This is a genomic window from Paenibacillus sp. CMM36 (genome assembly GCF_053570945.1).
In genome coordinates, this window is the sequence record NZ_JBSEDY010000027.1 from 18,918 (window position 1) to 34,279 (window position 15,362).

14 protein-coding genes, 1 rRNA gene and 1 other RNA gene are annotated in these 15,362 nt (G+C 46.5%); 15 read left to right on the forward strand and 1 reads right to left on the reverse strand.

All coding sequences use genetic code 11. The annotated features are described in order from the left end of the window. Positions 1-5: 5 nt before the first annotated feature. The gene (locus tag ACWA2B_RS26720; RefSeq protein WP_029514895.1) at positions 6-1,166 is read right to left on the reverse strand and encodes a S8 family peptidase; all 1,161 of its coding nucleotides are present in this window, start codon (positions 1,164-1,166) and stop codon (positions 6-8) included. Positions 1,167-1,570: 404 nt separating this feature from the next. Between ACWA2B_RS26720 and rpoE the strand changes: the two genes are divergently transcribed. The 15 genes from rpoE to ACWA2B_RS26795 all read left to right on the forward strand — a co-directional run. Then, the gene (gene rpoE, locus ACWA2B_RS26725; RefSeq protein WP_029514893.1) at positions 1,571-2,116 is read left to right on the forward strand and encodes a DNA-directed RNA polymerase subunit delta; all 546 of its coding nucleotides are present in this window, start codon (positions 1,571-1,573) and stop codon (positions 2,114-2,116) included. A 402-nt stretch (positions 2,117-2,518) separates the two neighbouring features. Next, on the forward strand, positions 2,519-4,120 hold the full coding sequence (locus tag ACWA2B_RS26730) for a CTP synthase (RefSeq protein ID WP_039275105.1): 1,602 nt from the start codon (positions 2,519-2,521) through the stop codon (positions 4,118-4,120). Between the two features lie 213 nt (positions 4,121-4,333). Continuing rightward, complete coding sequence (locus tag ACWA2B_RS26735) at positions 4,334-4,702, forward strand: response regulator (protein ID WP_013308218.1); 369 nt, start codon at positions 4,334-4,336, stop codon at positions 4,700-4,702. A gap of 248 nt (positions 4,703-4,950) precedes the next feature. Further along, positions 4,951-5,805, forward strand: coding sequence for a class II fructose-1,6-bisphosphate aldolase (gene fba / locus ACWA2B_RS26740; RefSeq protein WP_013308219.1), 855 nt, complete (start codon positions 4,951-4,953; stop codon positions 5,803-5,805). 226 nt (positions 5,806-6,031) lie between these two features. After that, complete coding sequence (locus ACWA2B_RS26745; RefSeq protein WP_029514892.1) at positions 6,032-7,285, forward strand: UDP-N-acetylglucosamine 1-carboxyvinyltransferase; 1,254 nt, start codon at positions 6,032-6,034, stop codon at positions 7,283-7,285. A gap of 259 nt (positions 7,286-7,544) precedes the next feature. Further along, complete coding sequence (rho, locus tag ACWA2B_RS26750; RefSeq protein WP_029514891.1) at positions 7,545-8,882, forward strand: transcription termination factor Rho; 1,338 nt, start codon at positions 7,545-7,547, stop codon at positions 8,880-8,882. Between the two features lie 96 nt (positions 8,883-8,978). Next, positions 8,979-10,250, forward strand: coding sequence for a radical SAM protein (locus tag ACWA2B_RS26755; RefSeq protein WP_029514889.1), 1,272 nt, complete (start codon positions 8,979-8,981; stop codon positions 10,248-10,250). A gap of 157 nt (positions 10,251-10,407) precedes the next feature. Then, complete coding sequence (gene rpmE, locus ACWA2B_RS26760; RefSeq protein ID WP_013308223.1) at positions 10,408-10,605, forward strand: 50S ribosomal protein L31; 198 nt, start codon at positions 10,408-10,410, stop codon at positions 10,603-10,605. Between the two features lie 110 nt (positions 10,606-10,715). Further along, positions 10,716-10,982, forward strand: an RNA gene (gene ffs, locus ACWA2B_RS26765) — signal recognition particle sRNA large type. A 158-nt stretch (positions 10,983-11,140) separates the two neighbouring features. Next, a complete protein-coding gene (dnaX, locus tag ACWA2B_RS26770) occupies positions 11,141-12,892 on the forward strand; it encodes a DNA polymerase III subunit gamma/tau (RefSeq protein ID WP_029514887.1) in 1,752 nt (583 codons plus the stop codon). A gap of 43 nt (positions 12,893-12,935) precedes the next feature. Then, complete coding sequence (locus ACWA2B_RS26775; RefSeq protein WP_013308226.1) at positions 12,936-13,247, forward strand: YbaB/EbfC family nucleoid-associated protein; 312 nt, start codon at positions 12,936-12,938, stop codon at positions 13,245-13,247. A 27-nt stretch (positions 13,248-13,274) separates the two neighbouring features. Further along, on the forward strand, positions 13,275-13,874 hold the full coding sequence (recR, locus tag ACWA2B_RS26780) for a recombination mediator RecR (RefSeq protein ID WP_013308227.1): 600 nt from the start codon (positions 13,275-13,277) through the stop codon (positions 13,872-13,874). Positions 13,875-14,087: 213 nt separating this feature from the next. After that, positions 14,088-14,399 (forward strand): DUF2508 family protein, encoded by a 312-nt coding sequence (locus ACWA2B_RS26785; protein ID WP_029514885.1) that lies wholly within the window; start codon positions 14,088-14,090, stop codon positions 14,397-14,399. Further along, on the forward strand, positions 14,396-14,671 hold the full coding sequence (locus ACWA2B_RS26790; RefSeq protein WP_029514883.1) for a pro-sigmaK processing inhibitor BofA family protein: 276 nt from the start codon (positions 14,396-14,398) through the stop codon (positions 14,669-14,671). Before ACWA2B_RS26785 ends, ACWA2B_RS26790 begins: the two co-directional genes overlap by 4 nt. A 361-nt stretch (positions 14,672-15,032) precedes the next feature. Beyond that, positions 15,033-15,362 (forward strand): 16S ribosomal RNA (locus ACWA2B_RS26795); the annotation flags it as partial.

The window sequence follows — 15,362 nt, forward strand, 5'->3', positions numbered from 1 at the left end:
ATCATTCACTTTGTGCCCTCCTGCATCAACCGGAAGGCATCGACTTCGCCAAGTTTGGTCGAGATAGAGCTACGTCCAGCGCTTTTGCGCAGGCGTAGTGGTGTGGCGGTACGCTTAAGCAACGCCTTGATTTCTCCAGGCCCCAGTTCCGGCCTCAGTGAAAGGAGAAGTGCGATGCTTCCGGTCACATGGGAAGTAGCCATAGAGGTACCACTCATTTCGTGATGCTTGCCATGGATCCAGGAGGATGTGATCTTTTCGCCAGGTGCGTACACGTCTACAAATTGCCCTCGGTTGCTGAAAGGTGCAATGCGTCTGTATTTGTCAGTAGCCCCCACTGAGATCGTCTGGGAATAGCGGGCGGGGTAGTCAATACTTCGGCGCTTGCCCTCGTTTCCTGAGGACGCTACAACGACGATGCCGTTATGATATGCCTTATTCACCATATCAAGTAATGCCTTGCTGCGCGACTTCATACCAAAGCTCATATTGATGATATCGACACGATTTAATACACACCAGTCGATACCAAGAATGATATCGGAGACGTAGGCGGCTCCATTATGATCAAATGCTTTTACGGGATGAATTAAAGCTCGTGGTGCTACGCCCACCATACCTTCGTCATAGTTGGACGCCGCGATAGTTCCAGCAATATGAGTACCATGGCCATTATCGTCATAGGGTAGCATGGTTCGGTTAAGCAAATTAATACCTCTGGCGAGAGAATGGCGAAGATCAGGATGTTGAAAATCCGCTCCTGTGTCGATCACACCGATTCTGACCCGATTCCCTGTCGAGGAAGGCCAAGCCTTGTATGCACGTACCTGTTTGACTCCCCATGGCATGGAAAGGTTCTTCTCTGCTTTTGGTATATGAGCAGTTTCAGCGTGAACCTTCATGCGGGTATCTTCTTCAACGGTAACACCGTTGTGATATTTGCCCAGCCTGTCTCCCCCTGAAAGCGGAGCGATTAAAGCACGGATTAGTCTGGCCGGTTGTACTTGCCGTAATCCCGCAAGCTCGGGTTTCAGCTTCCTGAGATAGGACAGGCATTCCCGGTATTGGTGAGGCTTATCGAACGTGATAATCTGTTTGTTCCGTCCACTGCCGGACGGCTCCGAAATACCCTCATGCAAACGCTGCAAAAAATCCGGATAGTCCATTTGAGACGGTCCCCCTCCGATGAGCCATGCTGAGGTATAGTATGAGCAAGCGTCAGCTGCGGCATGGGAAACCTGCCCCTTTTTTAAGTAAATAGGCCTGCTTGTCGTGTCAAAGTGGATGTGGACACATACGATACATGGAGGGCATAAGCTCTTGTGCAACAACTTTGGGGGGTTCTCCCGAAGCGGGTACAGTCGAAGACGGGGGGGACCCCGTCTTTTTACGTGTGCCGTCTTGTTTAGGGGGATATTCCTGGAAATTATGACGATACCCATCTTTAACTTGCAATTTGCTTCCAAATAGGTTTTACTTAGTTTTGATAATGGATATGTTAGTATTGCATGTATCGTGTATGCTCTGAAACATGTTCTTGTGAATTACGTGTGAGAGGAAGTGTCCCTAGGTGAGTACCCCACTCAACTTGAAGATTGACCCGGAGAAAGTCCACGAGACTCCAATGGTGGACTTGGCATTTATGGTATTGAAAGCAGCCAATACTCCATATTATTACCGTGACCTGATGAAGGAAGTCGCCAAATTGCGCGGCTTGTCTGACGAAGAAATTAATGACGTTATTGCTCAGCTATATACTGAAATCAACATTGACGGGCGTTTTGCCTGTGTCGGTACGAATCTGTGGGGCTTGAAACGTTGGTATCCGGTAGATAAATCCGAAGATGCCCTGACAGGCGCCAAGCGTCCTCGTATTATTAACGACGAAGACGATGACGACGAAGATGACTATCATGAAGAAGAAACATACAACTCTGATGACGACTTCGATGCAGATAGCGAAGACGAGGACGGCGAAGACGAGCTGTTCGACGGAGAAGATGATGATGATAGTGATGAAGACGTGGTTATAGACGACGAGGACCTCAGTGATGAGGAAGATTCAGAAGATGAAAATGACGATGAGTCGACGGAAGACGACGATTCACTTCGTTAGGAACAGGCTGCAAGGGGAGATGCGTTCTCCCCTTTTTCATGACCGTTTTATTGAAAACCTCTTCTGATTTAAAGCTTTCAGGTGGATTCTCTCCAATCTGGTTCAATGGACAAATTAACACATATAACTTCCTTGACAGCGGATTGGACACGGGGTAAACTATTGCTTGGGCTTATGATTGATTCACTTATATGTTTGCTTTTTTTATAAAAGTGCCCCGTACTACGGGAGTGCTTTTTTGTTTTTTATAGGGGTGTTTTCACTCATGAAAGAAGGCTAAGGGCGGCGGACATGGAAAATGATTCCGCTGCCTTCTTCATGGATGATAATCCGTGCAAACGGGTTACGATAACATCATAATGTCGCCTGAATTTTGCATCTTATCTAGGAGGGTTTTGAACAGTGACAAAGTATATTTTTGTGACAGGCGGGGTTGTGTCTTCCTTGGGCAAAGGGATTACGGCAGCTTCACTGGGGAGGCTTTTGAAGAACAGGGGACTGAAGGTAACGATTCAAAAATTTGACCCTTACCTGAATGTCGATCCGGGTACGATGAGTCCTTACCAGCACGGTGAAGTGTTTGTAACGGATGATGGTGCGGAAACGGACCTTGACTTGGGACACTATGAGCGCTTTATTGATATTAATCTGTCCAAGAACAGCAATGTCACAACAGGCAAGGTATATTCCAGCGTAATCAGCAAAGAGCGTCGCGGAGAATATCTGGGCGGTACGGTGCAGGTTATCCCTCATATTACGAACGAAATCAAGGAGCGCGTGTACCGTGCAGGCCGTGAAGCGGGTTCGGACGTAATTATTACAGAAATCGGCGGTACTGTGGGCGATATTGAGAGCTTGCCATTTTTGGAAGCTATTCGTCAGCTCAAAAGCGAAGTTGGGCGCGAAAATGTGATGTATATTCACGTAACGCTCATTCCTTATATTAAAGCTGCTGGTGAGGTTAAAACCAAGCCAACCCAGCACAGTGTAAAAGAACTGCGCAGCATCGGCATCCAACCGAATGTCATTGTTTGCCGTACAGAGCATGAACTGTCCTCCGATATGAAGGCTAAAATTGCATTGTTCTGCGATATTGATGCGAATGCAGTGGTAGAATGCCGCGATGCTTCAACCCTCTACGAGGTTCCGTTGAACCTACGTGAAGAAGGCTTGGACGAAATCGTAGTTAACCATCTCAAGCTGACAACACCTGCACCAGATATGACCGAATGGGAAGGGTTAGTTGATCGAATCAGCAAGCTGGATAAAACGGTTGAAATTGCTATTGTTGGTAAATATGTTGCATTACATGATGCTTATTTAAGTGTGGTTGAATCACTTTCGCACGCTGGATTTGATGCGAATGCAGACGTAAAAATCCGTTGGGTGAACGCTGAAGAAGTGACGGACGAGAACGTAGCTGACATGCTGGGCGGCATTGGCGGCATTCTCGTACCAGGTGGCTTCGGCGATCGCGGAATTGAAGGCAAAATTAGTACTATCCGTTATGCACGGGAGCAAAAAATTCCGTTCTTCGGTATTTGTCTGGGTATGCAGGTATCTGTCATTGAGGTTGCACGTTCCCTGGCTGGTCTCGAAGGAGCCAACAGCTCGGAAATTAACCCGGCAACGGATTATCCTGTCATTGACTTGCTTCCCGACCAAAAAGACATCGAAGATCTGGGCGGTACGATGCGTCTTGGCTTGTATCCATGCAAACTGGTGGAAGGCTCCCTGGCTTCTGTTTGCTACAACGACGAGCTGGTGTACGAAAGACACCGTCATCGGTACGAATTCAATAACGAATATCGTGAAGTTATTGAAAAAGCGGGTCTTCGTATTTCCGGTACTTCACCGGATGGGCGCTTGGTGGAAATCGTGGAGCTTCCTGAGCATCCGTGGTTCCTGGCGGTACAATTCCACCCGGAATTTACTTCCCGTCCGAATCGTCCGCAGCCTTTGTTCCGTGAATTTGTAAAGGCAGCATTGCAGCTTCAAGGTTAATGCTACGGCTTGAAAGACCTCCTACGGGAGGTCTTTTTTTATCCCATGCTTCCTGATTATGAAAGAATATTCCACAATTATGTATTAGAGAAGGATTTTCTTTTTGCAGGAGCGAATATAGTTTTAGGTATGGGACGGATATTGTACGTCATCGGACGCTGTTATGGCAATAGCTGCATGATCCTCGTTTTAAGATCTTAGGAGGTTAAAACATTGGAAAAGAAGAAAGTATTAATCGTCGATGACCAGAATGGAATACGGATTTTACTGATGGAAGTGTTCGGAAGTGAGGGTTATGAGACCTTTCAGGCGGCGAACGGGAAAATTGCACTTGAAATTGTTGAGAAGGAACCACCTGATCTGGTTCTGCTCGATATGAAAATTCCAGGTATGGACGGACTCGAAATTCTGAAACATCTAAAAACCATGAATCCCGATATCAAGGTTATTATGATGACAGCATATGGAGAACTGGACATGATTAAAGAGGCGACGGAGCTAGGTGCGCTAATGCATTTTACCAAGCCCTTTGATATTGACGAAATGCGGATTGCTGTGAACAAACAACTCAGAGGTGACTAGGTGAGTCACGGTGGTTGAGAACTCTGTTAACACAACAGGGTTTTTTGTTTGTGATTATGGGAAATACTGAAAGTAAATCCTCTCCTTATACAATTCTATCGAAAAACGGCGTCCTGAGCGTGATTTTTGTATGTGTTGATATGCAAAAGCTTGTTTAGTATTTAACATGGGTTGTGGTATAATAAGCCCGTATGTGATGTCGGCTAAAAATATAGACAAACCCAAACACCTTTAGGAGGACTGTAACCATGCCATTGGTATCTATGAAAGACATGTTGAACAAAGCACTCGAAGGAAAATACGCAGTAGGTCAATACAACATTAATAACCTGGAGTGGACTCAAGCTATTTTGGGCGCTGCTGAAGAAGAAAAATCCCCAGTAATCCTGGGTGTTTCTGAAGGCGCAGCACGTCACATGGGTGGATTCTACACTGTAGTTAAAATGGTAGAAGGTCTTATTCATGACATGAAAATCACCGTTCCGGTTGCGATCCATTTGGACCACGGTTCCAGCTTTGAAAAATGTAAAGAAGCTATCGACGCTGGTTTCACATCCGTTATGATTGACGATTCCCACAGCCCAATCGACACAAACATTGCTACAACGAAAAAAGTGGTTGAATATGCTCATTCCAAAGGCGTTTCTGTTGAAGCTGAAGTTGGAATGGTTGGCGGTCAAGAGGATGATGTTGTCGGCGACGTAATGTACGCTAAGTTGGACGACTGTCTGCGTATCGTTAACGAAACAGGTATCGATACACTGGCACCTGCACTGGGTTCCGTACACGGACCATACAAAGGCGAGCCAAACCTCGGATTCAAAGAAATGGAAGAGATCTGCAATGCAATCAAACTTCCACTCGTTCTGCACGGTGGTACTGGCATCCCAACACATGACATTAAAAAAGCAATCTCCTTGGGAACTTCCAAAATCAATGTAAACACTGAGAACCAAATCGTATTTGCGAAAGTGGTTCGTGAAGTGCTTGCTGAGAAACCGGATGCTTATGACCCACGTACATTCATCGCTCCAGGTCGTGAAGCGATTAAACAAACCGTTATCGGTAAAATTCGTGAGTTCGGTTCCAACAACAAAGCGTAATAATAAGTTAAACTGGTCGTGCGTCTGCACAGGCTAGATGTATTTCTTAGTTGTAGCTGTAGTTCTGCTGCACAAAATACTTAAATCTGTACAGTTGAATAGTTTGGTATGGAAAGCACACCGCTTAGCCGGTGTCTTTCCATTTTCACCACTAAAAAAGTTAAAAATTTTGATTCGAGATTATTGTTTGACCGACTGCAAAACACGTAGGGGGACCCTCAAGCTTATGGAAAAATTGATGATCACCGGTGGACGGCCGCTTCAGGGTACAGTTTCCATCAGCGGTGCCAAAAACAGTGCCATCGCCTTGATTCCCGCAGCCATTCTGGCAGAGTCGGAAGTCATTTTGGACAATTTGCCACTGTTAAGTGATGTGGCGGTGTATTCCGAGATACTGGAGGAACTTGGTGCAACGGTTGCCTGGGAAGGTAGCCAGATGAAAATAGATCCATCCTCTATTAAATCCATTCCTATGCCGAATGGGCCTGTTAAGAAATTACGAGCCTCTTATTATATGATGGGAGCCATGCTGGGCAGATTCAAGGAAGCGATCATCGGTTTGCCAGGAGGGTGCAATTTCGAACCCCGGCCCATTGATCAGCATATCAAAGGTTTTGAAGCGCTGGGTGCCACGGTTACGAACGAGCACGGCGCTATTCATTTGCACGCCAAAGAACTGCGCGGAACCAAGATTTACTTGGATGTTAGCAGCGTAGGCGCTACCATTAATATTATGCTGGCGGCAGCACGTGCCAAAGGCGCCACAATTATCGAAAATGCGGCTAAAGAGCCTGAGATTATAGATGTAGCAACCCTTTTAAACTCTATGGGGGCCATTATTAAAGGCGCCGGTACGGAGACGATTCGAATTGAAGGTGTGTCGGAGCTACATGGCTGCCGTCATTCCATCATACCTGACCGTATACAAGCGGGCACATACATGATTGCTGCTGCGGCAACCCGTGGAAATGTATTGATTGACAACGTAATCCCCAAACATATGGAGGCTCTCACTGCAAAAATGCAGGAAATGGGCATCGGTATCGAGGAATATGATGAAAGTATTCGCGTACTGGGTGCACCTTCTTATGAACATGTCGACGTTAAAGCCTTGATATACCCCGGATTCGCCACAGATTTACAATCTCCCATGACCAGCTTGCTTACCCAAGCGCAGGGTGTCAGTGTATTGAGCGATTTTGTGTACAGCAGTCGTTTTAAGCACGTCCCTGAGCTGGTGCGTATGGGGGCTAAAATTCGCGTAGAGGGTCGGTCTGCCATTATAGAGGGTGGTCGATTGAATGCAGCTAAAGTAAAAGCGGCAGATCTGCGCGCCGGAGCGGCCCTTGTCATTGCTGGACTTACAGTAAGCGAAGGCGTAACCGAGGTGACGGGTGTCGAGTACATTGACCGTGGTTATGATCACCTTGTCTCTAACCTGCGTCTTTTGGGCGCGGATGTATGGCGGCAGACTGAATAATTAAGCCGTGCAATTTTTTCGAACTCCCGGAACGAAAGCGATAGAACGGGCAACACCTGTGCAGCCGCTGCTTGATAAAAGATTGTGGTTCATACCTAACAATCAATTATCGGAAAACCGGAATAATTCGGTATAATCCAGGCAGATGGCTGCATAACTTTATTTGTTTTGGTTAAAATTATGTTAATGGTATTTATGATATCATTGTCTATCATTTAGATGTATGAATGGACTTAATAATTGAATAGGTGGTTATTATATGGATCTGCAAATTTCCGATCTGGAAGAAATGAAGCTGACCGACCTGTACAAGCTGGCCAAGCAATACCAGATCCCGTACTACGGAACGCTCAAGAAGAAAGAACTAATTTTCGCTATCCTGCGTGCACAAGCTGAGAAGAGCGGATTGATGTTTATGCAAGGGGTTCTGGAAATCCTTCCTGAAGGTTACGGCTTTCTGAGGCCGATCAATTATCTCCCGAGTACCGAAGATATTTACATCTCTGCTTCGCAAATCCGCAAGTTTGACTTGAGAACAGGCGATCTTGTTTCCGGTAAGTGCCGAACGCCAAAAGAGAATGAACGATATTTTGGATTGCTTCAAGTTAACGCCGTCAATGGAAGAAGTCCTGAGCAAGCTGCTGAGCGGCTACACTTTCCTGCACTGACTCCACTGTATCCGCAAACCAAATTAGTCCTTGAAACTTCCCCCAACCATTTGTCTACGAGAATTATGGATGTACTGGCCCCTGTCGGACTTGGACAGCGCGGACTCATTGTAGCACCTCCCAAAGCTGGGAAGACGCTTCTCCTCAAAGAAATTGCCAATAGCATTTCTACCAACAATCCCGAGATCGAGCTTTTTGTCTTGTTGATTGATGAACGCCCTGAAGAAGTGACCGACATGCAGCGTTCTGTTAAAGGTGAAGTTGTGGCCTCTACATTTGACGAACTTCCTGAAAATCACATCAAAGTGGCAGAACTCGTGTTGGAGCGTGCGCTACGTCTCGTAGAACATAAAAAGGATGTTGTCATCCTGTTGGATAGCATCACGCGTTTGGCTCGTGCGTACAATCTCGTTATTCCTCCTTCTGGTCGTACTTTGAGTGGGGGTATTGATCCGGCGGCATTTCACCGTCCAAAACGCTTTTTTGGTGCGGCTCGGAATGTGGAGGAAGGCGGTAGCTTGACGATTCTTGCTACAGCTCTGATTGATACAGGATCACGCATGGACGATATCATTTATGAAGAGTTTAAAGGTACAGGCAACATGGAGTTGCATTTGGACCGCAAGCTGGCAGAACGTCGTATCTTCCCTGCGATTGATATTCGTCGTTCCGGCACACGCCGTGAGGAAGTGTTGTTGAACAAGGAAGAATTGGATACGATCTGGGCCATTCGTAAAAATATGACGGAAAGCCATGATTTTGTGGAAGGCTTCCTCAAAAAGCTGCGTAATAGCAAGACTAATGCTGAATTTCTGGCTTCGTTTGATTTGGCGGCACCTTCTTCTGGTGGCTCGCAAAGCAGTTCTGGTGGGCAACAACGGAGAACTACGCGTTCTACCACAGCCTCAGTCCCGGCCTCAACCAACTAAAACCCATTCATGTATTTTATCTGTTCCGTAAGTACACAGTCGTTATCATTCATTTTGTTAATGGCGTAGGCTTAACGGAGCGAAAGGAGCTCCAAAATGTATTTGGTGTATGCCGACGAAAAAGGCAATGTATATGATCATGCTTCTTTGTATGGGCTTGCACGTAGTGCAGACATGATTGTTGAAATCATGGAGGATGAGCTTATTCCGTTACCGGAAGGAGCTACATTGGTAAGCCTGCCCAGCACTCGCCCGGTCGGTATGAACCCTGAAACAGGGGAAATGGTTTCTCTTCCCGGAGATATGCAAGCAGTAGGGGCTTTATTGCCGCAAGGTTTTACACGCTTGTGCCTGCCGGGATATGTGAAGACCGATAAGGAGTACAAGCTTCCCTTGTTCGGTTATTCGGCCGTAGTCTGGAAAGACGGAGCATTTTATGTAACGGCTGAGCAGAGTGACAGTCCGTCCAAGTGGAATCCGGAAAACTGTGACCGCCATCAAGTTAAATTGGGTGTTCAGCGGATGACGGAGCAATATCCCGAAAATCGGCTGTACCAACATTTGTCTAACTGTGCGCTTGGCTACGAATGTCTTACTTCCTCGAACACATTCCTGAATCGCTGGGAGGGGGGAGTTCCGGTATCTTATTCTTGTAATGCGGGTTGCTTTGGGTGTATATCTGAACAGCCAGATGACAGTGGCTTCGTATCTCCGCAGACAAGAATGAACTTCCGTCCTCGCGTCGAAGAAATTGTAGAAGTTATGCTGGAACATTTGAAGACACCGGAATCCATCATTAGTTTTGGTCAAGGTTGCGAAGGTGAGCCTTCCACACAAGCCAAACTGATTATTGATTCGATCAAAGAGGTGCGTTCCATTACCGATATGGGATACATCAATATCAATACGAATGCGGGATTGAGCGATCATATCCGGGGAATCGTGGATGCGGGTCTTGATCTGATGCGCGTTAGTACCATTAGTGCACTGGACGATCATTACAATGCGTATTACAAGCCGCGCGGTTACACGTTGGCTAATGTGGAAAAATCACTTCGTTATGCTTCTGAGCAGGGTGTATATACGTCGATTAATTATTTGATTTTTCCGGGTGTAACTGACCGAGAAGAAGAAATTGAGGCAATGATTGAATTTGCCAAACGAACTAAGCTCAGGCTGATTCAAATGCGTAATTTGAACATCGATCCTGAAAGCTATCTGGAATTGATTCCACCTGCACAAGGTGAGATCCTTGGCATGAAGCAAATGCTTGAGATTTATCGTGAGGAACTGCCGGATGTAGTCATCGGTTCATACACTCATGTACCGCCGCAAGGGCAGGCACGTCCTAAATTTGCCAAGGCCTAAAACGGTCACACAGCAATTGAAATACACCTGTTTTGCGCTGTTTCTGAATGCAGAAAAGAGTTGTTGAAACGCTCATATTCAAGTGCTATAATGTGAACATGTGTTCATACAACTCTGGACTGATAGGACGTTCAGGGCGGAAAGAGGTGAAAGTTCAATGCAACAAGCTATTCAACCAACATTTAACGTAACTACTGTCACTTGTGCTTGCGGAAATTCGTTTGAAACTGGTTCTGTGAAAGGATCTCTGCGTGTGGAGATTTGCTCCGCCTGCCACCCGTTCTTCACAGGCAAGCAGAAATTTATTGATGCTGGTGGACGCGTGGATCGTTTCAAAAAGAAATACGGTATCTAATGGATTACCGCAAGTTATAAAGTTATTAGAGCCTTCTGCGACTGCAGAGGGCTCTTTTTGTAATAATGTGTATTTGCTTTTTATGCGGCCTTAAGATATACTTATTTTCACCGTGCTAGATGGGGAGGTAGCGGTGCCCTGTAACTCGCAATCCGCTATAGCGAGGTTGAATTCCTGTTAGAGGTGTTGTTGATGTGAGGCTGGTCCCTGCGCACAATGTTGACGGCTGGGTCCTCCGCAATGAGTACTTGTGAACCTGGTCAGGTCCGGAAGGAAGCAGCCATAAGCAGGCCCACTCTTGTGCCGGAGGGTTGCCTAGCCCGAGTTGCTGTTCAGGATTGCCGCTCGGATCACAACGATCAATAACAGGTGCACGGTATATATTGGTAATTAGAACATCTTGGCAATCATTGCGAAGATGTTTTTTTGTGTTTTATAAATTGGAAGGTGTCTGGTTTAGATTCGGACGGGAGTATAGTATAATGAAGTGACCATGAATGGTCATGAAAGTGAATGGGAAAGAGGGTAACGCGCATTGGAACATATAGCGTTGTACCGTGCTTGGCGGCCGCAGGCTTTCAAGGACATGGTAGGACAACAGCATATTATCCAGACATTGCAGAATGCCATCCGCGAAAATCGCACGTCCCATGCCTACCTGTTCAGCGGTCCACGAGGAACAGGTAAGACGAGTGCGGCCAAAATTTTGGCCAAGGCAATCAACTGTGAGCATGGACCTGCGCCGGAACCTTGCAACGAATGCGAAGCCTGTAAACGGATCACGGCCGGAGCGGTCATGGATGTACAGGAGATTGATGCAGCCTCCAACCGGGGCGTTGAAGAGATTCGTGATTTGCGCGATAAAGTCAAATATGCGCCCACAGAAGTGCGGCACAAGGTTTATATCATTGATGAAGTGCACATGCTGACGACGGAAGCGTTCAATGCGCTGCTCAAGACGCTGGAAGAGCCGCCGCCACACGTGATGTTCATATTGGCTACGACTGAACCACATCGGATTCCGGCTACCATTATTTCGCGTTGCCAGCGGTTTGACTTCCGCCGTGTATCGCTGGAAGAACAGACAGAGCGGCTTGATCTGATATGTCAACAGGAGAACATACAGGCTGATTCGGATGCACTGCAGTACATTGCGCGTCTTTCAGATGGCGGGATGCGAGATGCGGTTAGTGTTTTGGATCAGATATCCTCGTTTACAGATGGTCGGGTTACTTATCAGCAGGTGCTGGACATGACGGGAGGTATTGCGTCCGAGCAATTCGGTAAGCTTGCCTTAGCATTGCTGAAAGAAGATGTGGGCACGGTGCTCCAAATGATCGAGAGCTTTATGCAGGAAGGTAAAAGTGCAGATAAGTGCATGGAGAATCTTCTGTACTATTTCCGAGATCTGCTAATGATCAAGATGGTGCCTCAGGCGACCAAAATGACGGAGCGAGTGCTGGATCCAGAGCGATTTAAGGAAGTGGCAGATGCTTTTACCAAGGAGCAACTCTTTGCAATGATTGACACCCTTAATCGTTACCAGAGCGAGATGAAATATGCCGTACAGCCCCAAACCTTGTTTGAGGTAGCTCTATTGAAGCTATGTAGTATTCCGGGGGAAGCAGGTGCTGTTGCTCAGCCGACCGCACAACGCTCTGACGCTGCAGCTGACCAGGAAGATGTCGTAATGTTGAAGCGCCAGCTTGCTGAACTGGAAAAGAAACTGGAACGCGCGCTGCAAGGTGGATTGGCCGTTGGAGGGGGGCAGGAGGCATCGTCGGGTGGCCGTCAGGCTTCCGGGGGGCGTGCCCCTGCTCCGCGAATTTCAGCACCAGCCAAACTCCCTTCCCAGTTGGATCGCTATATCGCTGAGAAGTCGAGCGAAGCATTCGCGGCTGCGGGGCGTAAGTGGAGTCAGATTTTGCAAGGGGTAAAAGAGGCGAAAGTTACGGTTCATGCCTGGTTTATGGACGGTGAGCCAGTTTCTGTGTTAGAGGACAGTGTGCTGGTCGCATTTAAGAACAATATTCATCGTGAAACTACCGAAAAGCCTGCCAATAAGCAGGTCATCGAGAAGGTATTGCATGAGCAGTTGGGTCATCCTTATCGTTTAGTAACGATGATGCAAAAGGATTGGAATGCTGCCATTGAAGGAGTTTCCGACCAGCCTGCCGAAGAATTGCAACTAGAGCCGGAGCATGATGCGCCGGGAAAGTCCAAGGAGCCCTGGATTGATGAAGCTATTCAACTTTTCGGGGAAGATTTGGTAGTCATTAAAGATTAAAGCAAGTGTCTAGATGTATACTTCATTAAAGGAGATGATTGAAATGAACAATATGAACCAAATGATGAAGCAAGTGAAAAAAATGCAGGAACAAATGCTGAAAGCCCAGGAGGAACTTGGCGGAAAAGTAATCGAAGGAACTTCTGGCGGCGGTGTTGTGACGGTGGAGGTAAATGGACATAAAAAAGTGTTGTCCATCACGATCAAACCGGAAGCTGTAGATCCTGATGATGTAGAAATGTTGCAAGATCTTGTGCTGACTGCAGTTAATGATGCTTTGTCCAAAGCAGATGAACTGGCTAATGATGATATGGGTAAATTTACAGGCGGCATGAAAATTCCGGGCTTGTTCTAGTCTGCTGCATAAAGGAGAAACACGCTATTGTATTATCCGGAGCCGATTGCAAAGCTAATTGACGCTTTTACGCGCCTGCCGGGAGTAGGGCCAAAGACGGCTGCCCGGTTGGCTTTTCACGTACTGAAAATGAAGGAAGATGATGTGATTGACTTTGCCAAAGCGCTGGTCAATGTGAAACGTAACCTTCACTTCTGTTCAGTCTGCGGCAACATTACGGACACAGACCCATGTCGGATCTGTCAGGATAAGACAAGGGATACTTCCGTCATTTGTGTTGTTCAGGATTCCAAGGATTTGGTGGCTATGGAGCGTACCAAGGAGTTTAATGGTTTTTACCATGTGCTTCACGGGGCGATATCTCCTATGGAGGGAATTGGTCCTGAGGATATCAAACTCAAGGAATTGCTGAACAGACTCAGTGATGAACGCGTCAAGGAGCTGATTTTAGCTACGAACCCGAACATTGAAGGAGAGGCCACGGCCATGTACATTTCTCGGTTAGTGCGTCCTTTTGAAATCAAGGTTACTCGTATTGCTCATGGATTGCCAGTGGGTGGAGATTTGGAGTATGCCGACGAGGTTACCTTGTCCAAAGCGTTGGAAGGCCGTAGAGAGCTCAATTAATAGGTGTATTTATACGTTATAAATAGGGAGTCTGAAATGTCCTTTGGCATTCTCGACTCACTTGGGGGAGCCGCTACGGCTCCTTTTTTATTTTGGCGATAGATGGCAGTATAGATCCGTTCCTAGTTCTAAGTTTGTCCTTTGTTCAATAAGTATGAATAAGGTAGTCTTGCAGACTGTGCACATAATTCAGCTTGTAAGGAGGATGAACGGATGTGGGAACGGATGAAACAAAATTTCCGTCGTCAGGAGAATGGCAAATCAGAAGCGGAGTATCGGCAGGAACTGTTTGCCCAGATTCGGGCTTCGCATGCGGAATGGTTAAGAGCGCATCGTTTATTTCATGAAGCTACGGGTAAAGATGAGATCGACTACGCTATATTTGTTCTAGAAGCTGCAGAACGTAAATATCAGATACATTTAAAAAGTGCGAAGCAGCAAGGCCTACATCGTTTCCATCTGCCCGCGGATGAACCTGGATATGTCAATGATACGGATCGTGTTCACAAACGGAGAGCTGAATGAAAGGGGCAGTCTGGCTTGTTTTAATTGCCTGTGTCGGGATGTTACTATTTCTAATCATAAAAAAACGTTTGGGTATCGGCTGGCTTGTAGTATTCGGGGCACATATGGGCCTGGCAGCCATCGCATTGTATGTTATCAATTATTCAGGGTGGATTACGCAGGTGTACATTCCGATTAATCCAGTGACAATGGGGGCGGTAACGATATTAGGTTTGCCTGGAATTGTTCTTTTACTGGGATTGAAAATAATATTATTCGGACAGGCCATATGAAAACTTAAATGTTATTGTTTCTAATTTTAATATATAGTTGACGGCGAATTCAAAAATGTGATACATTAGTTCTCGGCTCTTAAAGGCCGGGGATTTTTTGTGAGAACAACTTTTAAATGAAATTAAAATTAATTTTCAAAAAAAGTGTTGACTTAAATCTCGAATGTGTGTTATATTAATCAAGTCGCCGCTGAGATGCGGTGGTGAAACAAAGTAAGACATAATGTAGGTTTGATCTTTGAAAACTGAACAACGAGTGAGTAAAACGATTTTGTTCGCAAAATCAAACAAGAGATATTTTTATCTCGTCAGTTTCAAAATGAGCTTATCGCTCTTTCTATAAACCAGCTTCGGTTGGTCTTTAATGGAGAGTTTGATCCTGGCTCAGGACGAACGCTGGCGGCGTGCCTAATACATGCAAGTCGAGCGGGGTTATGTAGAAGCTTGCTTCTACATAACCTAGCGGCGGACGGGTGAGTAACACGTAGGCAACCTGCCCACAAGACAGGGATAACTACCGGAAACGGTAGCTAATACCCGATACATCCTTTTCCTGCATGGGCAAAGGAGGAAAGACGGAGCAATCTGTCACTTGTGGATGGGCCTGCGGCGCATTAGCTAGTTGGTGGGGTAAAGGCCTACCAAGGCGACGATGCGTAGCCGACCTGAGAGGGTGATCGGCCACACTGGG